Annotated in this window: 19 protein-coding genes; 5 read left to right on the top strand and 14 right to left on the bottom strand. The window is 32.2% G+C overall.

Going from position 1 to position 19825, the window contains the following annotated elements; translation table 11 throughout:
* Positions 1-17: 17 nt before the first annotated feature.
* The gene (locus tag R2808_RS05065) at positions 18-2567 is read right to left on the bottom strand and encodes a BamA/TamA family outer membrane protein (protein ID WP_371269874.1); all 2550 of its coding nucleotides are present in this window, start codon (positions 2565-2567) and stop codon (positions 18-20) included.
* A gap of 49 nt (positions 2568-2616) precedes the next feature.
* Here R2808_RS05065 and R2808_RS05060 point away from each other — a divergent pair, with 49 nt between their 5' ends.
* Positions 2617-3339: a TrmH family RNA methyltransferase gene (locus tag R2808_RS05060; protein ID WP_371269873.1), complete on the top strand. Its 723-nt coding sequence runs from the start codon at positions 2617-2619 to the stop codon at positions 3337-3339.
* 2 nt (positions 3340-3341) lie between these two features.
* Here R2808_RS05060 and R2808_RS05055 read toward each other — a convergent pair whose 3' ends face one another.
* The 5 genes from R2808_RS05055 to R2808_RS05035 are packed head-to-tail and all read right to left on the bottom strand — an operon-like array spanning position 3342 to position 6697.
* Positions 3342-4034 carry a porin family protein gene (locus R2808_RS05055; protein ID WP_371269872.1) on the bottom strand — a complete coding sequence of 231 codons (693 nt, stop codon included), beginning with the start codon at positions 4032-4034 and terminating at the stop codon, positions 3342-3344.
* 1 nt (position 4035) lies between these two features.
* A complete protein-coding gene (gene ubiE / locus R2808_RS05050) occupies positions 4036-4767 on the bottom strand; it encodes a bifunctional demethylmenaquinone methyltransferase/2-methoxy-6-polyprenyl-1,4-benzoquinol methylase UbiE (protein WP_371269871.1) in 732 nt (243 codons plus the stop codon).
* Between the two features lie 58 nt (positions 4768-4825).
* A complete protein-coding gene (locus tag R2808_RS05045) occupies positions 4826-5311 on the bottom strand; it encodes a dihydrofolate reductase (RefSeq protein WP_371269870.1) in 486 nt (161 codons plus the stop codon).
* Between the two features lie 4 nt (positions 5312-5315).
* Positions 5316-5930, bottom strand: a complete 615-nt coding sequence (locus tag R2808_RS05040; protein ID WP_371269869.1) for a deoxynucleoside kinase — start codon at positions 5928-5930, stop codon at positions 5316-5318.
* The gene (locus R2808_RS05035) at positions 5930-6697 is read right to left on the bottom strand and encodes a hypothetical protein (protein ID WP_371269868.1); all 768 of its coding nucleotides are present in this window, start codon (positions 6695-6697) and stop codon (positions 5930-5932) included. Before R2808_RS05035 ends, R2808_RS05040 begins: the two co-directional genes overlap by 1 nt.
* Positions 6698-6812: 115 nt before the next feature.
* Between R2808_RS05035 and R2808_RS05030 the strand changes: the two genes are divergently transcribed.
* On the top strand, positions 6813-7685 hold the full coding sequence (locus R2808_RS05030) for a GLPGLI family protein (RefSeq protein WP_371269867.1): 873 nt from the start codon (positions 6813-6815) through the stop codon (positions 7683-7685).
* Between the two features lie 8 nt (positions 7686-7693).
* Positions 7694-10402: a carboxypeptidase regulatory-like domain-containing protein gene (locus R2808_RS05025; RefSeq protein WP_371269866.1), complete on the top strand. Its 2709-nt coding sequence runs from the start codon at positions 7694-7696 to the stop codon at positions 10400-10402.
* A 47-nt stretch (positions 10403-10449) separates the two neighbouring features.
* Here the strand turns inward: R2808_RS05025 and R2808_RS05020 are convergent, their stop codons facing one another.
* Positions 10450-10611, bottom strand: coding sequence for a hypothetical protein (locus R2808_RS05020; protein ID WP_371269865.1), 162 nt, complete (start codon positions 10609-10611; stop codon positions 10450-10452).
* Positions 10608-12131, bottom strand: a complete 1524-nt coding sequence (locus R2808_RS05015; RefSeq protein WP_371269864.1) for a GH3 auxin-responsive promoter family protein — start codon at positions 12129-12131, stop codon at positions 10608-10610. The genes R2808_RS05020 and R2808_RS05015 overlap by 4 nt, the downstream gene beginning before the upstream one ends.
* Before the next feature lie 98 nt (positions 12132-12229).
* On the opposite strand from R2808_RS05015, the gene R2808_RS05010 reads away from it, so the two are divergent.
* The gene (locus R2808_RS05010; protein WP_371269863.1) at positions 12230-13021 is read left to right on the top strand and encodes a DUF2797 domain-containing protein; all 792 of its coding nucleotides are present in this window, start codon (positions 12230-12232) and stop codon (positions 13019-13021) included.
* 7 nt (positions 13022-13028) lie between these two features.
* Here the strand turns inward: R2808_RS05010 and R2808_RS05005 are convergent, their stop codons facing one another.
* The 6 genes from R2808_RS05005 to R2808_RS04980 all read right to left on the bottom strand — a co-directional run bounded on the left by R2808_RS05005 (position 13029) and on the right by R2808_RS04980 (position 18625).
* Entirely contained in the window at positions 13029-13463 is a 435-nt protein-coding gene (locus tag R2808_RS05005) for an energy transducer TonB (RefSeq protein WP_371269862.1), read from the bottom strand.
* 10 nt (positions 13464-13473) lie between these two features.
* Positions 13474-14298: a thymidylate synthase gene (locus tag R2808_RS05000; RefSeq protein WP_371269861.1), complete on the bottom strand. Its 825-nt coding sequence runs from the start codon at positions 14296-14298 to the stop codon at positions 13474-13476.
* Between the two features lie 134 nt (positions 14299-14432).
* Positions 14433-16103: a NupC/NupG family nucleoside CNT transporter gene (locus R2808_RS04995; RefSeq protein ID WP_371269860.1), complete on the bottom strand. Its 1671-nt coding sequence runs from the start codon at positions 16101-16103 to the stop codon at positions 14433-14435.
* Positions 16104-16115: 12 nt separating this feature from the next.
* Positions 16116-16742 (bottom strand): bifunctional nuclease domain-containing protein, encoded by a 627-nt coding sequence (locus R2808_RS04990; RefSeq protein ID WP_371269859.1) that lies wholly within the window; start codon positions 16740-16742, stop codon positions 16116-16118.
* 119 nt (positions 16743-16861) lie between these two features.
* On the bottom strand, positions 16862-17830 hold the full coding sequence (locus R2808_RS04985) for an electron transfer flavoprotein subunit alpha/FixB family protein (RefSeq protein WP_371269858.1): 969 nt from the start codon (positions 17828-17830) through the stop codon (positions 16862-16864).
* Between the two features lie 48 nt (positions 17831-17878).
* Positions 17879-18625, bottom strand: a complete 747-nt coding sequence (locus R2808_RS04980) for an electron transfer flavoprotein beta subunit/FixA family protein (protein WP_371269857.1) — start codon at positions 18623-18625, stop codon at positions 17879-17881.
* 185 nt (positions 18626-18810) lie between these two features.
* On the opposite strand from R2808_RS04980, the gene R2808_RS04975 reads away from it, so the two are divergent.
* Positions 18811-19788, top strand: a complete 978-nt coding sequence (locus R2808_RS04975; RefSeq protein WP_371269856.1) for a pyruvate dehydrogenase complex E1 component subunit beta — start codon at positions 18811-18813, stop codon at positions 19786-19788.
* Positions 19789-19825: the final 37 nt, after the last annotated feature.

Below are 19825 nucleotides of genomic sequence, written 5' to 3'. Positions count from 1 at the left end.
AATAGTAATTTAAAAAATTAGAACGGGTAGTTTATACCAAAATTTAAAACAGTTTTACCGAAATTAACATCTTTTAGCCATCGGTTTCCTCTTTCACGCGCTGGGTTGTAGGTTTTATAGCCAAAATCTAAACGGAAAAGAAAATATGAAAAATCGTATCGAAAACCTAAACCAGAACCTACGGCTAAGTCTTGAAGCGAAGAAAAACCGTTAAAGGTTAAATCGTTATTTTCAACATTGTCGAAAATATTCCAAATGTTCCCCGCATCGGTAAAAAGAGCTCCATCGAGTGCGCCAAAAAAATTAAAACGGTATTCGGCATTTAGCGCAATCTTCATATTGGCTTCGTTAAAATCGAAAATACTTTTGCTACTTCCTGGGCCTAAACTATAGGCTTGCCAACCTCTGTTATCGTTTGAACCTCCAGCAAAATAACTTCTAGAAAAAGGTATTGAAGTTCCGTTTCCATAAGGAACGGCTAAGCCTCCGAAAGATCGAAAAGCTATACTGCTTTTCGAATTTACTTCCCATAGTTTAACAAATTCTACTTCGCCTTTTATGTATTGTGAAAAGTCTAATCCAAAAACTTTTTTTGTATTGTTAGAACTTGCCGTGTTGTTTTTACTTAAAAGCGATAATAAATTTCCTGCCGATTCTAGTTTTGCTCTAAAATTATAATAATTTTTATCTTTTATGCCCCTGCTTGTAGAACGACTAAATTGAAAGCTAGAGGAAACAATTAAGTTGTCTTCGGTTAAACGATTGTATCGTTCCGAAATGCTTAAAGTAGCTTTATAATCTTCGTTTTGAGGTGTTAAACTAGTTTGTCCTGTAAGTACATTTTGCATAAAAGCTAAAGCACCTTCTTGCGTTAAATTTCCATTTTCGTTTACAAGATTAGGGTCTGTATTGTAATTTTGTGCAATACTATTTAAAGTGTTATACGAATTTTTATATACGTTAAAATAATTGCTAACATTTAAGTTTTGAACATAATTAACAGCAATTAATTCAAATTTATAATTATTGCGCGAGCTGTTGGTTGTCCAATTATAATTTAATCCGCCAGATAAACTTTGCTTGTCTAAGCCAATATTTTGCTGGTTGTAAAAACCCAAATTAAACTGCGTAGTCGGAAACATTTCTTTTTTAATAAACGATTGCGTATTAATTGGAAAAAATATTCGAGGAAAGGTAAGTTTAGCATCGCCTCCGTATTCTGAAATATTAAAAAATAAATTATTAGGATTTGCTAAGTCTTGCGATGAGCCAATGTTACCACGCCCCGATATTTCTAATATTTCGGCTCCTTTAAATAAATTTCTAAACGAAACAGCCATACTTCCTGTTATGCCAAATTCTTGAATGTTTGAAGTAATAATATCGAAAGAAGGAACCCAACTAAATTTTTTTCTAGGTACTAAATAAATGTTAGCAATTAAGCCATTTTTATTGGCTATGGTGTCTTCTACATATTCAATAGTCGGCGGATTAAATATGCGTAAATTTGATAAAGCTCTAGCGGTTAGTGCTTTTTTATCATCGCTAAATAAATCGTTTTTTTCTATAAATATAGCATTAGTTAAAGCTTTGGGTTTGTAGTTTAGTTTACCATTGCTATAAATATTATAATTATTGTAAGTAGTACTGTCTATAGATAGTGTTTTGTTTTTTGAAGTTCTATCGGTAAAAATATTTACACCACTAATTTTAAAAATTTTAAAAGGTTCGCGCGTAATAGTGTCTAAGTTTCGGTTGTTTTTAATATATCGGTTTTCAATATTAGTTATTACGTTTAATTTATAGTTTTTGTACGGGTTTGCGGTGTCTATAACTTCGTAACTAATATTATTTACTTGAAAATGATACACACCATTGTTTCTAAAATATTTTGTAATTCGTTCTCGTTCGGCACTTAAATTATCTACATCGTAAATAGCGTTTCTTTTTAATAGCGATTTATCTTGAATTTGTTTATATATTGAATCTAATTCTGGAGTTTCAATTTGATGTTCTAATGTATCAATAGTATAAGCTTTTCCAGTAGCAATAGCATAAGTTACTTTTCCTTTTTTTGCAGCAATAGAGTCTATTTGGGCTTTAACCGAAACATCAAAATAACCTCTATTGGTATAATAACTTTTTAATCGGTTTACAGATCGTTCTACTTTTTTTGAATCAATTATAACTGGTGCTTGCCCTGTTTTTTTTAAAAAATTACTAAGGCCCGATACTAAAAACGATTGGCTTAATCGATCTACTTGTTTGTTAGAAATAATTTTCGCCAAATTTTCCCTGCGATTTGGTTTTCGGTTTAACCAATTGTAATACAAAGAATCTGGATTATCTTTTGCCCAATTGTACATATACAACCCAATAGGAAATTTGCCAATACCGCTATTTGGTTTTTGATACAATAACGAGGCAACAATTTCGTCGTTTATAACAGTATCATTCTCAATAATTTCATTTTTAACTAATAAACTCTTGCCAATAGGCACTTTTTTAGTAGTAGAACACGAATACATAAGTGTTCCAGTTACAAATAATAATAGTATTTTTGACAAAAAGTTTTTCAAAGTAGTACGCTAAAGTTTTTCAAAAATACATTTTTTTATGGTTAGTAAAAGCCAAATTAAACTTATAAATAGTTTACATCAAAAAAAATACCGAAAACAGCATCAAATGTTTGTTGCCGAAGGTAAAAAAGTAATAGCAGAACTGCTACAGACTAATGTTGAACTCGTAGCACTTTTTAGTACAAGCCCACAAAACTTTGCCACAAGCGTTACTGCAACTATTATTTCCGAGATAGAGCTAAAAAAAATAACCGCTTTAGCAACGCCAAATAATTGTTTGGCAGTTTTTAAGATACCAAATGCTACACTACCCTTACAAAACGGATTAATTTTAGCGTTAGATAATGTGCGCGATCCGGGTAATTTAGGAACAATCATTAGATTATGCGATTGGTTTGGTATTGAAACTTTGGTTTGTTCGGAAGAAACCGTAGATGTTTATAACCCAAAAGTAATACAAGCTACAATGGGTTCTATAAGCAGGGTAAATGTTTGCTACACTAATTTAGAAGATTACTTAAAAAACACGAAACTGCCTGTTTTTGGAACTTTTATGGAAGGTAAAAATATTTACCAAGAGAAATTGCCTAAAAAGGGTATTATTGTTATGGGTAATGAAGCTAATGGTATTTCTAAAGAAATTGAAGCGCTAATTACGACAAAAATTGCAATTCCACGTTTTGGAAAACTACAACAAACCGAAAGTTTAAATGTTGCAACGGCAACAGCTATTATATTAAGCGAGTTTAAGCGAAATTGAAATTAATGAAATGCAAAGTTAATAAAGATACCTCGTGTCTTCATTTGCTGTACATCGCTAGTCCATGGACTACTAGGGTTGTTGTCGCGTATAAGTTCGTCGTTTAAACCAAATACGCCACGAATGGAAGGCGAAAATTTAAAATATTCAAAATACAAATCGATTCCAAAACCAATTTCAATAAAATTATTCCATTTTGTCATTCTAAATCGCCCTTCATAATTGTCAACAGGTGCGGTTTCGTTACTACTTAAGTTTAGCGCAGTAGCATAACCGCCAATTAAATAGGGTTTAATATTACCTGTTCGCGTTGCCGAAAATTTAGCTAATAGCGGAAAATAAATATAGGTAGATTTAACCTCGCGCAAACGATCTTTTTGTTCAATTATGTTTGGAAACGTAAGATTGCGTTGTGTAATGTATAAACCAGGTTCAAAGCGTAAATCTAAATGCTCGGTAATACGAAGATTAGAAATTAACCCTACGTTAAAACCTGTTGTGCTTTCAACATTAATTTCTTCTTGTTTTAAACCTAAATAATCTACTTTAAAATCGAGTACGCTTGCGCCTAAATAATATCCCCAATGAACTCGTTGTTTATCGAAGTTTTCTTTATTAATAATTGGGTCTTTACCAAATATTCCAAATTGGGCAAATGTAGAAGTCGATATTAATAAAAATATTATTTTTTTCATACTATTTTTTTGAAGCGTAATAAATAGAGGCTACTCCAAATGTTTGGGGTAAGTCGGTTACTTCTATAAACCCAATTTTTCGCAAAATATTGTTTAACGCTTCGCCAAAAGGAAATTCATTTGCAGAATCCGATAAATATTTATAGGCAACTTTGTCTTTAGAAAATAATTTTCCAATAGTAGGTAAAATAAATTTGGTATAAAAACTATAGCCTTGTTTGTATGGAAATTTTGTAGGAACCGATGTTTCTAGAATAACAAATCGTCCGTTTGGTTTTAAAACTCTCAAAATTTCGGCTAATCCTTTTTCGAGTGTTTCAAAATTACGAACGCCAAAAGCAACGGTAATAGCGTCGAAATAATTATCGGGAAAAGGAATGTGCTCGCTGTCGCCCAAAACCATTTCAATTTTACCATCAAGATTTTTGGTTTTTATTTTTTTTCGTCCTACTTCGAGCATTCCTTCCGAAATATCTAACCCAATAATTTCTGTTGCCGAAGTTTGCGTCATTAAAATTGCTAAATCGCCAGTTCCTGTTGCAATGTCTAAAACTTTTTCGGGTTTAGTTTCGTTTACTAATTGCACTACTTTTTTACGCCATTTTACATCTATACCAAAAGAAATAACACGATTTAAATCGTCGTAATTTCCAGAAATAGTATTAAACATTTGAGCCACTTGCTCTTTTTTTCCTAAATTAGAATCTTTATATGGCGTAATATTTTTAGACATTTTTCTTTTTTTGGATTGCAAAAATACCAAGTATAATTTAATTTTCAGTGTTTTACCGTTACTTTTTTAAATAGGTTAAAAAACTAAAATCGTATTGATGTTTTTCGTCTTTAGGATGATATGCTTCTCGTACGAGTTTCCATTTTGGGGTATTAATTTCTGGAAAAAAGGTGTCCGCATCAATTTCAGTGTGAACTCGAGTAAGTTCAACTTTATCGGCTAAATCAATAGCCTGTTTGTAAATTTCGCCACCGCCAATGATATAAATATCTTCATTTTTTGGGCAAATTTCAATTGCTTTTTCAAGTGAATTTACCACAATGCAATCATTAGGAACCGTATAATTTTTTTGTCTGGTAATAATAATATGTGTTCTGTTTGGTAAGGGTTTTGGAAAACTCTCAAACGTTTTTCTACCCATTATAATGTAGTGTCCAGATGTTAGTGCTTTAAAGTGTTTAAAATCGTTAGGCAAGTGCCATAGCAAATTGTTGTTTTTCCCTAAAGCGTTGTTTTCGGCGGCGGCGGCAATTAAAATAAGCATAATACTAGAATAAACCGTTTATTTCGGCATCAATTTTATTAATGATTTCGCCTAAATCTTCTGGATTATCTACAAAATTTATATTGTCAACGTCTATAATAACTAGTTTTCCTTTATCGTACGTTTGAATCCACGCTTCGTAACGTTCGTTTAATCGACTTAGATAATCAATAGAAATACTGTTTTCGTAATCGCGACCACGTTTGTGTATTTGGCTAACTAAATTAGGAATAGAACTTCTTAAATAAATTAACAAATCGGGAGCGCCTACTAAATTTTCCATCAATTCAAAAAGCGATTTGTAGTTGTTAAAATCGCGATTAGTCATTAATCCCATGGTGTGCAAATTGGGAGCAAAAATATGGGCGTCTTCGTAAATGGTTCTATCTTGAATTGTTGTTTTGCCTGTTTCGCGAATTTGTAAAACTTGACGAAAACGACTGTTTAAAAAGTAGATTTGAAGATTAAAACTCCAACGTTCCATTTGGGTGTAAAAATCGTCTAAATAAGGATTGTCAACCACATCTTCAAAATGAGCTTCCCATTTAAAATGTTTGGCTAATAAACGTGTTAAAGTTGTTTTTCCAGCACCAATGTTTCCAGCAACTGCAATATGCATTAGGGTAAATTTATTTTATAGTTAGTAACAGAATTGTCTGTAAAAATAGATAAAATACTGTTGTTAAAACAAAAATTAGAAGATGAATTTACTAACAAATTTAAATTTATAACGGTTCCTTCATTATAATACGTAATATTTTCATTGCTTTTTAGAACATATTTTTTTTCCGATACAAAACAAGCTGCTTCAAAAGAAGGTATTTGTTTTACCATAGATATTTTCCCGTAAAAAGAAAGGGTAAACATTACATAATCAGTAGTAATCCAATAAAAATTATTATAGTTACAAAACGAAGTTTTAAAACTTGTAACATAACTAGTAGAAATAAAATTAACAGTATTTTCTTTAAAGTTAAACAAGCCAAACTTTTGCGAAACCGAATCGTAAAACCAAATATTGTTTTGTCGTGCTAACCCAACAGTTTCAAAAACTAAATTGTATAAATTTCCATTAATAGTTACCGTTTCATTTAGTTGATTGTCTAACAATACCACAGTGTTAAATTTTTTATAGAACACAACTAATTGAAGCGGATTTTGCACGTCTAAAGCAGTAGGTTTTCCTAAAACCGTATTTTGATATTCTTGCGGTGTAACAAAATTGGTTTTTAGTAGCGAATTGTTTTTTAAAAAATAAAAATAACCATAATTATCTTTTGCTAAAAGCGAATCGGCTTTAAACGAAATGGTTTCACTATTGTATTGTGCAACAACAGCAGTAGCGCACAAAAAGCAAAAAAATAATAGAGTAGGTACTTTTTTCATTTAATTCGTTAAACCTTTCATAAAAATAGTAATCTAATATAAGTATGTTTTATCTTTATTTATTAAAATTTGTAACAAAATAACAAAAAGTAAGTCTATTTATAAAAAATATAATATGAAAAAAGCACTGTGTATTTTATCTTTTTTAGTAGGGTCAATGTTAATGGCTCAAGATTTTCAAGGTATGGCAGTTTACGAGTCAAAAACGAGTACCGAAGAAATGATGAAGAACATACCTCAAAGTCGTGAAATTACGCCCGAAATGCGAAAAACATTTGAAGAACGTATGCGAAAAATGTTTGAAAAAACGTTTGTATTGCATTTTAACAGAACGGCATCGGTATATAAAGAAGAAGAAAAATTAGAAGCACCAGGGCAAGGCGGTGGCGGTAGAATGATGGCAAGTATGATGGGCGGCGGCGGCACGTATTATAAAAACGTAAAAGAAAAACAATATAGTGTAGATAAAGAAATGTTTGGTAAAGAATTTTTAATTATAGATTCGTTACCTGTTTATAAGTGGGAAATGAGCTCGGAAACCAAAAAAATAGGTAATTATACTTGTTTTAAAGCTACAGCAACAATTGCTATTGATTCTTCAGATTTTAGAAACTTTCGTTTTAGAAGAAACAGAGAAAACGAAACCAAAAAAGATTCTACAAAAACAAACACAAATTTAATGGATCAGTTAGAAATGCCAAAAGAAAAAGTAATTACAGCTTGGTATTCTCCTGAAATACCTATTAACCAAGGACCAGATGATTATTGGGGTTTGCCAGGTTTAATTCTTGAAGTTAGCGATGATAAAACTACTATATTGTGCTCTAAAATTGTATTAAACACTAAAGATAAAGTAGAAATTAAAGCACCAACAAAAGGGAAAGAAGTAACGCAAAAAGAGTACAATGAAATTTTAAAGAAAAAAATGGATGAAATGCGTGAAATGTGGCAAAGTAGAGGTGGTAATAGAGGCAGAGGACCTCATTAATATATAATATGAAAAAATTAATTTTTAGTATTACAATGGCACTTTCTTTAAGTGCCATTTCTCAAAATGTACGAATAGAAGGTAAAGTTACCGATTCGATAGGAAATGCTCTAGAAATGGCAAACATAATGGCAGTTAATAAGCAAACCAAAAATATGGATGCCTATGCCATTACAAACGATAAAGGTGCTTATTATTTAACCTTAAAGGCAAATGCTACTTATACTATAAAAGCTAGTTATATGGGTTTCGACACGTTTGAAGGCGAAGTTACCACAACAACCGAAACAACAACCTATAATGTTAAATTAAAACAAGGCGTAACTTTAGACGATTTAGAACTAGTTTATGAAATGCCTGTTACCATAAAAGGCGATACTATTGTGTACAACGCCGATTCTTTTACTAACGGAACCGAACGTAAATTAGAAGACGTACTTAAAAAATTGCCCGGAGTTGAAGTTAATAAAGATGGCGAAATTCAAGTAGAAGGTAAAACCGTTCAAAAAGTAATGGTAGAAGGAAAAGATTTTTTCGATGGCGATTCTAAAATTGCTACAAAAAATATTCCAGCCGATGCTTTAGATAAAATTCAGGTTTTACGCAATTATAACGAAGTTTCCAATTTAAAAGGATTAGAAAACAACGACGATAATATTGCGTTAAACATTAAACTAAAGGAAGGAAAAAAGAATTTCTGGTTTGGCGATATTACTGCTGGAGTAGGCGCGGGTCATAAAGAAGATCGCTTTATTGTTAATCCTAAATTGTTTTACTACAATCCTAAATACAGCATAAACGTAATAGGTAATTTAAACAACATAGGCGAATTACCGCTTACAATGCGCGATTATTTTAAATTTACAGGCGGATTTCGAAATATGATGCGAAAAGGTGGTTCGTCATTTAATATTTCATCGAACGATTTGGGAATTTTAGGACTACGAAACAACCAAGCAGAAAATATCGATACAAAATTTGGCGCAGCTAACTTTAGTTATAATCCATCAAAAGCATGGACGTTAAGTGGTTTTGGTATTTTCTTAGGAAATAAAACCAATGTAGTAACGAATTCGGTAAACGATTTACCCAAAGGCGCCTCTACAAATACAAAAGAAATCCGTAGCGATGTTTCAGAGCAGCACAGTAACCTAGGTATTTTTAAATTAAGCTCTAGTTATATACCATCTGCAAAAGTACATTTCGATTATGATGTGTTTACTAAGTTTTCCAATCAAAAGGAAAATCAAATAGTTAATTCATCGGAAGCGGGTTCTATTTTTACCAATAAAAATCAACAACCTTTTAGTATCAATCAAAACCTAAACTATTATTATACGTTAAACGATAAAAATGTTTTTGCTTTTGAAACCCAACATTTGTACCAAGAAGAAGATCCGTTTTACAATGCCAATCTTCAAACGTTGCCTTTCGCACCTATTTTACAACCCGATTATGTAAGTGCAGCAGGGCAACGAGACGATATTACTCAGGAAAAATTTGTAAAAACAAATAAATTAGATGCAAAATTCGATTATTACTATATGGTTACCCCAAAAAGTAATATTAATGTAACTTTAGGAAACACGTATTCGCAGCAAAATTTTAATTCGCATATTTTTCAAATATTAAATAACGGAACTAAAAACGATATTAATTCTGCCGAAGCAAATAACGATGTAAATTATTCGTTTAACGATACCTTTTTAGGTTTGCATTATAAAATTTTATTAGGAAAATTTACTCTTAATCCAGGTTTTAGTGTACATAATTATGCTACAAAAGATGAGCAATTGGCAACCGAAAACACACAAAATTTTAATAGATTTTTACCCGATTTTTATGCCAAATGGCAACTTAAAAAATCGGAAAGTTTAACCTACGATTTTGCCATAACTAATAATTTTACCGATATCGTAAAACTTGCACAAGGCTATGTTTTTTCTAATTATAGTAGTTTGTTTGCAGGAAATCGTTATTTAGAAAATGCTTTGGCACAATCGCATAGCTTGCGTTATTTTAAATATAGTATGTTTAATTTTGAAAACATTTTTGCAGCATTAAACTACACAAAACAAGTAGAGGCTATAAAAAATAGAGCTTTTTTAACAGGTATTAATCAAGTTTCAACAGCGGTTAATATTAATTCCGATTTTGCAGACGAAACCTTTACCGCAATGGGTAATTATGGCCGTTCGTTTGCCCGTTATTACAAGGCATCTGGCGGATTAAATTTGAACTGGAGTAAATTTAACAACATTCGTGTTTACAATACAGGAGATGAAATTCAAACAACTAAATCGTTTACGCAAAGCTACAACATAAGTTTTTCGACAAATTTTAAAGAATTGCCTAATCTTAGTTTAAAATATGCTTATACTATAAACGATAATTCTAGCGATATTTTTTATACCGATAATCCATCAATAGAATTAGAATACTACTTTTTAGATGCGTTTTCATTTGTTTCGGAGTATAGTTTTTATCATAATCAAAACAAAGCTAAAACAATCGATACCGAATACGATTTCTTATCGGCATCTTTATTGTACCAAAAGAAAGATAGCAAATGGGAATGGAAACTAGCGGGAACCAATTTATTAAATACAAAAGCATTAAATACTAACAGCTTTAATCAACTTGGTGGAACCAGTAGTTTTTCGAGCTACATTGTACAGCCTCGTTATTTAATTTTAAGTTTAAAGTATAATTTGTAAAAAGAATACGAGTAAAAAAGCTATCTTAAAATTTTAAGATAGCTTTTTTATGTTTCAGAAGTATAAATAGTACGTTTTTGAACAGCGTTTTGTTTCGTAGGTGTTTCTTTAATTTCGCATTTTCTATACGGTCCGCATTTGTATCGTCTTGGGCCACAAGAAGTAAAACCAAAACTAAAAATTAGAGCAATTATTATTATCTTTTTCATACTTGAAGTGTTTGCATTTTTAAAAGCTGTTCTAAATATAAACGGTCGTTAGACAAGCGCGGAATTTTATTTTGTCCGCCTAATTTTCCATTTTCTTTTAACCAATCGTAAAACAAATTGGTTCGAGCTACATTAATTTTTAACGGATTTAATGTCATATTATTATAACGTTTGGCTTCATAATCAGAATTTATAGCTTGTAAATTTTTATCGAGCAATGCCGAAAAAGAAGCCGTACAATGCGGAAAGGTTTTAAATTCGATTACCCATTCGTGTGCTCCTTTTTGTTTTCCCTCCATAAAAATAGGCGCAACAGTATATTCTAATACTTCGCAGGCTAACTCGCTACAGGTTTTTGCTAAAGCTTTATCGGTGTTTTCAACCATTAATTCTTCGCCAAAAACGTTTATATGGTGTTTTGTTCGTCCGCTTACTACAATTCGATACGGATTTATAGATGTAAACCGAATAGTATCACCTATTAAATAGCGCCACAATCCCGAATTAGTAGTAATCATAACAGCGTAGTTTTTATTGATTTCTACTTCGTTTAATGGAACAATTTTTTGATTAGCAGAACCAAAATTTTCCATTGGAATAAATTCGTAAAAAATGCCATAATCAAGCATTAATAATAATTCGTTAGAATTGTTTTGGTCTTGAATGGCAAAAAAGCCTTCCGAAGCATTGTAAATTTCGTAATAGCAAAAATTATCTTTTGGAAATAATTTTTTGTATTGTTCACGATAGGGTTCAAAACTTACGCCGCCGTGAAAATAAACTTCAGCATTTGGCCAAATTTCGAGTAAATTATTTTTACCCGTTGTTTCTAAAATGTTGTTAAGCAAAACCATCATCCAGCTTGGAACACCCGCTAAACTGGTTACATTTTCTTGTATGGTTTCGTTTATTATGGCAGGCAATTTGGTTTCCCAATCGCCCATAAGCGATACTTTATTACTTGGTGTAGAACTAAACTCTGCCCACAGTGGCATATTTTCGATTAATATAGCCGATAAATCGCCAAAAAAAGTGTTGTTGTTTTCGTAAAGCTGTTTGCTGCCTCCAAGCCGTAAACTTTTCCCTACAAAAAGTTGCGAGTTTTCGTTGTTGTTCAAATAGAGGCAAAGTAAATCTTTACTGGCTTTGTAATGGCAATTTTCTAAAGCTTCGTTACTTACAGGTATAAACTTGCTTTTTGCATTTGTTGTACCGCTAGATTTTGCAAACCATTTTATAGAAGAGTTCCAAAAAACATTTTGGTTTCCTTTTCGTGTTTTTTCAATTAACGGTTCAAACTCTTCATAGGTAAAAATAGGAATTCGTTGCGCAAATGTATCATAATTTTTTATACTCGAAAAATCGTATTTTTTGCCAATTTCCGTATTTTCGGCTTGTTTTAATAAATTCAATAATAGCTCATTTTGCACTTCGTGCGGATATTTTAAAAACAATTCAATTTGATGAATTCGTTTTTTTAAAAACCAAGAAGCTATCGAATTTATTATGGTTAATGGCATTTTTTAAATCGAAATTATGATTATCGTAACAAGAATGATAACTTTACCAAAAATACTATTTTTTTTTATTTTTAAAACGAAATCTTACAAAATTCAAAATGACTTATACGGCTACACTTCAAAAAATGCAAACAGAACAGGCTAATCCTATTCAGTATTATTTAGTGTTTAATGATAATTTTATACATTTTAATCAGCTTTTAAATACCAAAATTTCTATTGAATTTAAAGGTTACCAATGTTTAAATTGTGGGCAACCTAAAAAAATATTCAGACAAGGATTTTGTTACGATTGTTTTATAAGTAGTGCGGCAGTTGGCGATTGGATTATGAAACCCGAGTTGAGCACGGCACATCTCGAAATTGAAGATAGAGATTTAGCGTACGAAAAAAAAGTGCAATTGCAACCGCATATTACATATTTAGCACTTTCTAGCGAAGTAAAAGTAGGGGTTACTCGAAAAACGCAAGTGCCAACCCGCTGGATAGATCAAGGCGCAATACAAGCGGTTACTATTGTTGAGGTGCCTAATCGTTATTTGGCAGGAATAACCGAAGTAGCTTTAAAAGATTATTTTACAGATAAAACAAGTTGGCAAAAAATGCTAAAAAATGAAGTTTCCCATGCCGATTTATTAGCCGAACGCTTAAAAATTGAATCGGTTTTACCAGCAGAAGCAAAACCTTATTTTGTGAATGAACCCCAAGTAATTAATTTAGAATATCCAGTTTTACACTATCCTAAAAAAGTGAAAAGCTTGAATTTAGATAAAACGCCAACATTTACTGGAAAGTTAATAGGTATAAAAGGGCAATACCTTATTTTTGAAGATAATACTGTTTTTAATGTGCGTAGTTATGAAGGGTATGTGGTGGAGATTACAGTTTAATTCAATATTACGTTATTTTTATTGATATTGGATAAGTAAACTTACATCTAACAGGTTTTTTTCTTTGCAAGCCTGGAGTTAATTGCGGTAATTTTTTAAAAACCCTAACAGCTTCTTTTCTTAAGGCAGAATTTCCTCCAGTAACTTCAATTTCATCTACATTACCGTTTTGGTCAATAATAAAATATACAATTAATCTGGCTTTATAACCTTTTTTTAATTTTTTTGGAGTATTAAAGTTTATAGCAACATGTTGGTCGAGTTTTTTTTGAAAACAAGTAGTTTGCTTTGTTTTATCTATATCTTCACAGTTTGGAAATAGCGGAATTTGGTCAATAAAAGCCACAGGAATTTCTTCATTTGTATCAAGTGTTGTTCCTTTTTCCTGACAAAAAGTATTATTAATTGTAAATAAAAGAAATACTAAAATTATTTTTTTCATAAAATTCGGTTTAAACAGAAACTTGTCCTTTAATATGAGGATGCGGATCATAACCTTCTAAAGTGAAATCGTCAAAAGTGAAATCAAAAATATTTTTTACGTCTGGGTTTAATTTCATTGTTGGCAATGGGCGACATTCTCTAGAAAGTTGCAATTTTAATTGTTCAATATGATTGTTATAAATATGCGCATCACCAAAAGTGTGAACAAAATCGCCCACTTGTAAATTACAAACTTGTGCTATCATCATTGTTAATAGCGCATACGAAGCAATATTAAAAGGAACACCTAAGAAAATATCGGCACTACGTTGGTACAATTGACAGCTCAATTTTCCATGGGCAACATAAAACTGAAAAAAAGCATGACAAGGCGGAAGTGCCGCTTTTCCATTCGCTACATTTTCTGCAAATGAAACAGAAGTGTCAGGTAAAACCGATGGATTCCAAGCAGAAACTAACATTCTTCTACTATTTGGATTAGTTTTTAATGTTTCAATTAATTCGGTAATTTGGTCAATTTCTTCGCTATTCCAATTGCGCCATTGGTGCCCATAAACCGGACCTAAATCGCCATTTTCATCGGCCCAATCGTCCCAAATTTTAACGCCGTTTTCTTGTAAATAGGCAATATTTGTTTCGCCCTTTAAAAACCACAACAATTCATGTATAATCGATTTTAAGTGTAGTTTTTTTGTAGTAACCATAGGAAAACCTTCGCTTAAATCGAAACGCATTTGGTAGCCAAAAACACTAATAGTTCCCGTTCCTGTTCTATCGCCTTTTTGGTTTCCGTTTTCTAAAACGTGTTTTACTAAGTCGTGGTATTGTTTCATGTTTTTAAAGTTGAAAGTTAAAAGTCGAAAGTCGAATGTCGGGAGTATTAGGTTTCAAGTTAGTTTATATCTATTTAAAATTCCTTCATTTGCTAATTGCTTATAACTCAAAATTCAAAATTCATAACTCATAACTATCCAATAATCATCCCCGCAATTGTAGCCGATAACAGTGAAGCTAAACTACCACCAATAACTGCTTTTAAGCCAAATTCTGATAAGGTTTTACGTTGGTTTGGAGCAAGTGAACCAATGCCTCCAATTTGAATGCCAATAGAAGCAAAATTAGCAAAACCACAAAGCATATAAGTTGCCATAATTACCGATTTTTCATAAGTAAAATGAATATTGTTCGCAGCATTTTTTAATTCGGCAAGTTGTACATAGCCTACAAATTCTGAAGCGGCTAGTTTAATTCCAAGCAATTGCCCCATTAGCATCATATCTTCTTTTGCTACACCAATTAGCCACATTAAAGGCGAAAAAATAGTTCCTAAAATAGTTTCTAAAGTAAATTCTTTATAAGGAATGGCGTCATTGTTTGCTAAAAAACTATTTATTCCTGTCCAACCGCCAATTGTACTTAATATATGATTAATCATAGCAATAAAAGCGATAAAAACTAAAAGCATTGCTGCTACGTTAGCTGCTAATTTTAAGCCTTCGGTTGTTCCTGTAGCTATAGCATCGAGTACGTTTGAACCAATTTTGTCTTGCGAAACTTCCACATCGGTATTAATTTTTTCGGTTTGTGGGTATAAAATTTTAGAAACTACAATAGCACCTGGTGCAGCCATTACAGAAGCCGCTAATAAATGTTTTGCAAATTCTAATCGTAGTACAGGGTCGTTTCCGCCTAAAAAGCTAATATATGCCGCTAATACACCGCCGGCTACGGTAGCCATTCCACCTACCATTACAAGTAGAATTTCACTTTTGTTCATCTTTTCAAGATAGGCTTTAATCATAAGTGGCGCTTCGGTTTGTCCAAGGAAAATATTACCCGCAACCGATAAACTTTCGGCACCCGAAATATTTAACAATTTGCTTAGACCCATTGCCATTCCTTTAACTACTAGTTGAATTATTCCAAGATAAAATAACAAGGAAGTTAATGCTGAAAAGAAAATAATAGTAGGTAAAACTTGAAATAAAAATATAAAACCAAAACTTTCTACATTCATCATTCCTCCTAAGAGAAATTCGCTACCAGCTTTAGTAAAATCTAAAATTAGCACAAAAATATTTCCTACAAATTCGAATGCTTTTTTTATAAAAGATACTTTTAATACGCCTATTGCTAATAGCAACTGTGCCGTAAGACCAATGGCTACTGTTTTCCAGTTTATGGCTTTTCGGTTTGCGCTAAATAAAAAAGCAATTATAATTAAACTAATCATTCCTAAAATACCACGAAAAACACTACTTGTTGATAGACCTTGGTTTGGTACCAATGTAGCGGTTGTAGCGGTTGTGGGTTTTATTTTATTAGAAGCGAAAAAAGAATAAGCTTTGTTGCCTTTTTTTAGGGTTAAGGTAGAATCGGTTTTGGTTTCAATAACAAATCGTTTAGTGGGAGAATCGGAACCGTTTTCGAAGAGAAATAAATATTTGTCTTGCACCAAATAGTCGCCTTTTTGGTGTAAACTATCATTAGTTATTTGTAATTGATATGTTCCTTCTTCGCTTAATTCTAAATAATCGGAGTTAGAAGCGGTAAGTTGCCATTTTTTTTCTAATTCTTGTGCATTTGCCAAAAAGGTAAAGGCAAAAAGCAGCACTAAATTGATTGCTTTTTTCATCATAATTAAAAAAGATTAAGATTCTTTTTTTGAGATTTCGTCTCTAATTTTAGCCGCTTTTTCGTAGTCTTCATTTTGAACGGCTTGTTCTAACTTATTGTATAGTTCTTGTAAAGAAAATTGTTGGTAATCTTCTTTGGTATTGCTGGTTGTTTCGCTTTTAAACACTTCGGGTGTGCTTAATACGTCGTCTGTGTTTTCGTTTGTAGTAGTTTCTTCGGTAGGATTTATTTTTAAGTAAATTCCGGCTTTGTCTAAAATGTTTTTATAGGTAAAAATTGGCGCTTCAAACCTGATAGCTAAAGCAATAGCATCTGAAGTTCTAGCGTCTATTATTTCTTCTATTTTATCGCGTTCACAAATAATACTTGAAAAGAAAACACCATCTACTAATTTGTGAATAATAACTTGTTTTACAACAATATCAAATCTATCGGCAAAATTTTTAAATAAATCGTGTGTAAGTGGGCGTGGAGGTTTAATTTCTTTTTCGAGAGCAATGGCTATAGATTGTGCTTCAAATGCTCCAATAACAATAGGTAAGTTTCGTTCGCCATCTACTTCATTAAGAATAAGTGCATAAGCACCATTTTGGGTTTGGCTATAGGAAATTCCTTTTATAGTAAGTTTTACTAAACTCATACGTTTAATTCTTTTAAGATAGCTTTTAATAGAAACAAAGTGTCAAAAATAAAAAAAAGAGCCATCTAAACAAAGATAACTCTTATTTTCAATTTATTTTAATAATGAATAATTAAAAATTACGCATTATTTGTTTTAAAAGCTTTTAGTTTTTCAATTAATTTAGGTACTACTTCAAAGGCGTCGCCTACAATACCATAATCGGCTACTTTAAAAAATGGCGCTTCTGGGTCGGTATTAATGACTACTTTTACTTTTGAAGCGTTAATTCCGGCAATATGTTGTATAGCTCCAGAAATTCCTATAGCAATATATAGATTTGCTGCTACAGGCTTACCTGTTTGTCCTACGTGTTCGCTATGCGGACGCCAATCCATATCCGATACGGGTTTTGAACAAGCGGTTGCGGCACCTAATACTGAAGCTAATTCCTCAACCATTCCCCAGTTTTCGGGTCCTTTTAATCCTCTACCGGCCGATACTACTATTTCAGCATCAGCAATAGCTACTTTTCCTGTAGCTTTATCAACTTGAGTTACTTTTACTGCAAAATCGGCATCGTTTAAACTAGGTGTAAAATCTTCTTCTGAAGTAGTTGTTGGGTTTTCAGTTAAACCAAATGAATTTTTTGCTAAGCCTATTACTTTTATATCAGTATTAATTTCGGTAATATTAAATGCTTTGTTAGAAAAAGCAGTACGTTTTACTTGAAATGGACTAGTACTTACAGGTAGTGCTACTACATTTGAAGCAAAGCCAGCATTTACGTTTACAGCTACAAGTGGTGCTAAATAATTACCATCGGTAGTAGATGGAATTACAATTATTTTTGCAGTTTCTTTTTCGGCTGCTTGTTTCATAATATCGGCATAAGCTTTTGCATTAAAGTTTACTAATTTATCGTTAGTAACTTTCAAAACTTTGTTTACACCATAATTACCTAATTCGGCAGCATTGTTTGTGTTTATTGCAACTGCTGTTACAGTTGTGCCTAAAGAATCGGCAATTTTTTTTGCATAACTAGCAGCTTCGAAAGCTACTTTTTTTAATTTTCCTTCTGCTGATTCAGCATATATTAGTATTGACATGATTTTGAGATTTAAAAAATTGAAAGATTAAAAAAGTCGAAATTATAATTAAATAACTTTCGCTTCGTTGTGTAATAAATCGACTAATTCATCAATGTTGTCAGGACTAATCATTTTACAAGCCGATTTTGGTGCTGGTTTTTCAAATTTTACTGAGTTTGTTGCAGCAGCGTCAGCAGTTGGTTCTTTAACAGTTAATGCTTTAGAACGCGCCATCATAATACCTCGCATATTAGGTATGCGTAAATCTTTTTCTTCTACTAAACCTTTTTTTCCAGCAATTACTAAAGGCAATGTTGCTGTTAAAGTTTCTTTTCCGCCGTCTATTTCGCGAATTGCAGTTGCATCATTTCCATTAATTTCTAGTCCAATACACGAATTTACAAAGTTGTATCCTAATAAGCCAGCTAACATTCCTGGAACCATACCGCCATTGTAATCTAACGATTCTGTTCCAGCAATAACTAGGTCAAAATTACCTTCTTTTACTATTTCAGTTAATTGTTTCGCTACAAAAAAGCCATCTGTTGGTTTAGCATTTACACGAATGGCTTCGTCAGCACCTATAGCTAAAGCTTTTCTTAGAGTTGCTTCTACATCAGCTTCGCCAACTGTTACTACTGTAATAGAGGCGCCTTGTTTTTCTTTAAACCATACGGCACGAGTTAAACCATATTCGTCATTTGGATTAATAACAAATTGAACGCCATTTGTGTCGAAATGCGTATCATTATCTACAAAATTAATTTTTGAAGTAGTATCGGGTACATTACTTATACAAACTAATATTTTCATTATTTATAAATTATAAAGTTTATGATGGCTACGAAATTACAAAAATTAATCGTAAAAATAGTATGCGTGCATACTATTTTTTAATAAAAAATGCAATTACTATAACGATATCGTAATTTTTACTGCTTTAAGAGTAGAATTACTAATCAAAATTAGTATTTTTGCTTTCCTTTTAATTTAATATAATGAAAACAATACAGTTTAGAGAAGCCGTTTGCGAAGCAATGAGTGAAGAAATGCGCCGCGATGAGTCGATATATTTAATAGGTGAAGAAGTTGCCGAATATAATGGTGCTTACAAGGCGTCGAAAGGAATGCTAGACGAATTTGGACCGAAACGAGTAATTGATGCTCCTATTGCAGAATTAGGTTTTGCAGGTATTGCAGTAGGTTCAGCAATGAACGGAAACAGACCAATTGTTGAGTTTATGACGTTTAACTTTTCATTAGTTGGTATTGATCAAATTATTAATAACGCCGCAAAAATGCGTCAAATGTCGGGCGGACAATTTAACATTCCAATTGTTTTTCGTGGTCCTACAGCATCTGCGGGTCAATTGGCAGCAACCCACTCGCAAGCATTTGAAAATTGGTATGCAAATTGTCCGGGTTTAAAAGTAGTTGTGCCTTCAACACCGTATGATGCAAAAGGATTATTAAAATCGGCTATTCGCGATAATGATCCTGTTATTTTTATGGAATCGGAACAAATGTATGGCGATAAAGGCGAAGTGCCAGAAGGTGAATATACAATTCCACTAGGTGTAGCCGATATTAAAAGAGAAGGAACAGATGTAACTATTGTATCTTTTGGTAAAATCATTAAAGAAGCTTTACTTGCGGCTGAAGAATTAGCTAAAGAAGGTATTTCTTGCGAAGTAATCGATTTACGTACAGTGCGTCCTATGGATTACGATGCGATTTTAAATTCGGTACAAAAAACAAATCGTTTGGTAGTTTTAGAAGAAGCTTGGCCATTTGCATCGGTTGCTTCCGAAATTACATATATTGTACAAGAAAGAGCTTTCGATTATTTAGATGCTCCAGTTCAAAGAATTACAACTGCCGACACTCCTGCGCCTTATTCGCCAGAGTTATTAAAAGAATGGTTGCCAAATGCAGCTGATGTAATAAAAGCAGTAAAAAAAGTTATGTATAAATAAAAATTAACTTTCTTATATTTGAAACTTCATCAGTTAG

It is taken from the genome of Flavobacterium sp. (genome assembly GCF_041392005.1).
GTDB lineage: Bacteria > Bacteroidota > Bacteroidia > Flavobacteriales > Flavobacteriaceae > Flavobacterium.
Note: the sequence above shows the minus strand (reverse complement) of the source record. Positions and strands in the feature narration are given on the sequence as shown.

Excerpts from the sequence above, each read along its gene's own strand:
- R2808_RS04995 (WP_371269860.1), bottom strand. The coding sequence starts at position 16,103 with ATGATGAAAAAAGCAATCAATTTAGTGCTGCTTTTTGCCTTTACCTTT.
- ubiE (WP_371269871.1), bottom strand. The coding sequence starts at position 4,767 with ATGTCTAAAAATATTACGCCATATAAAGATTCTAATTTAGGAAAAAAA.
- R2808_RS04985 (WP_371269858.1), bottom strand. The coding sequence starts at position 17,830 with ATGTCAATACTAATATATGCTGAATCAGCAGAAGGAAAATTAAAAAAA.
- R2808_RS05045 (WP_371269870.1), bottom strand. The coding sequence starts at position 5,311 with ATGCTTATTTTAATTGCCGCCGCCGCCGAAAACAACGCTTTAGGGAAA.
- R2808_RS04990 (WP_371269859.1), bottom strand. The coding sequence starts at position 16,742 with ATGAGTTTAGTAAAACTTACTATAAAAGGAATTTCCTATAGCCAAACC.
- R2808_RS05020 (WP_371269865.1), bottom strand. The coding sequence starts at position 10,611 with ATGAAAAAGATAATAATAATTGCTCTAATTTTTAGTTTTGGTTTTACT.
- R2808_RS05025 (WP_371269866.1), top strand. The coding sequence starts at position 7,694 with ATGAAAAAATTAATTTTTAGTATTACAATGGCACTTTCTTTAAGTGCC.
- R2808_RS05055 (WP_371269872.1), bottom strand. The coding sequence starts at position 4,034 with ATGAAAAAAATAATATTTTTATTAATATCGACTTCTACATTTGCCCAA.
- R2808_RS05005 (WP_371269862.1), bottom strand. The coding sequence starts at position 13,463 with ATGAAAAAAATAATTTTAGTATTTCTTTTATTTACAATTAATAATACT.
- R2808_RS05015 (WP_371269864.1), bottom strand. The coding sequence starts at position 12,131 with ATGCCATTAACCATAATAAATTCGATAGCTTCTTGGTTTTTAAAAAAA.
- R2808_RS05030 (WP_371269867.1), top strand. The coding sequence starts at position 6,813 with ATGAAAAAAGCACTGTGTATTTTATCTTTTTTAGTAGGGTCAATGTTA.
- R2808_RS04975 (WP_371269856.1), top strand. The coding sequence starts at position 18,811 with ATGAAAACAATACAGTTTAGAGAAGCCGTTTGCGAAGCAATGAGTGAA.
- R2808_RS05000 (WP_371269861.1), bottom strand. The coding sequence starts at position 14,298 with ATGAAACAATACCACGACTTAGTAAAACACGTTTTAGAAAACGGAAAC.
- R2808_RS05010 (WP_371269863.1), top strand. The coding sequence starts at position 12,230 with ATGACTTATACGGCTACACTTCAAAAAATGCAAACAGAACAGGCTAAT.
- R2808_RS05040 (WP_371269869.1), bottom strand. The coding sequence starts at position 5,930 with ATGCATATTGCAGTTGCTGGAAACATTGGTGCTGGAAAAACAACTTTA.
- R2808_RS04980 (WP_371269857.1), bottom strand. The coding sequence starts at position 18,625 with ATGAAAATATTAGTTTGTATAAGTAATGTACCCGATACTACTTCAAAA.
- R2808_RS05060 (WP_371269873.1), top strand. The coding sequence starts at position 2,617 with ATGGTTAGTAAAAGCCAAATTAAACTTATAAATAGTTTACATCAAAAA.
- R2808_RS05035 (WP_371269868.1), bottom strand. The coding sequence starts at position 6,697 with ATGAAAAAAGTACCTACTCTATTATTTTTTTGCTTTTTGTGCGCTACT.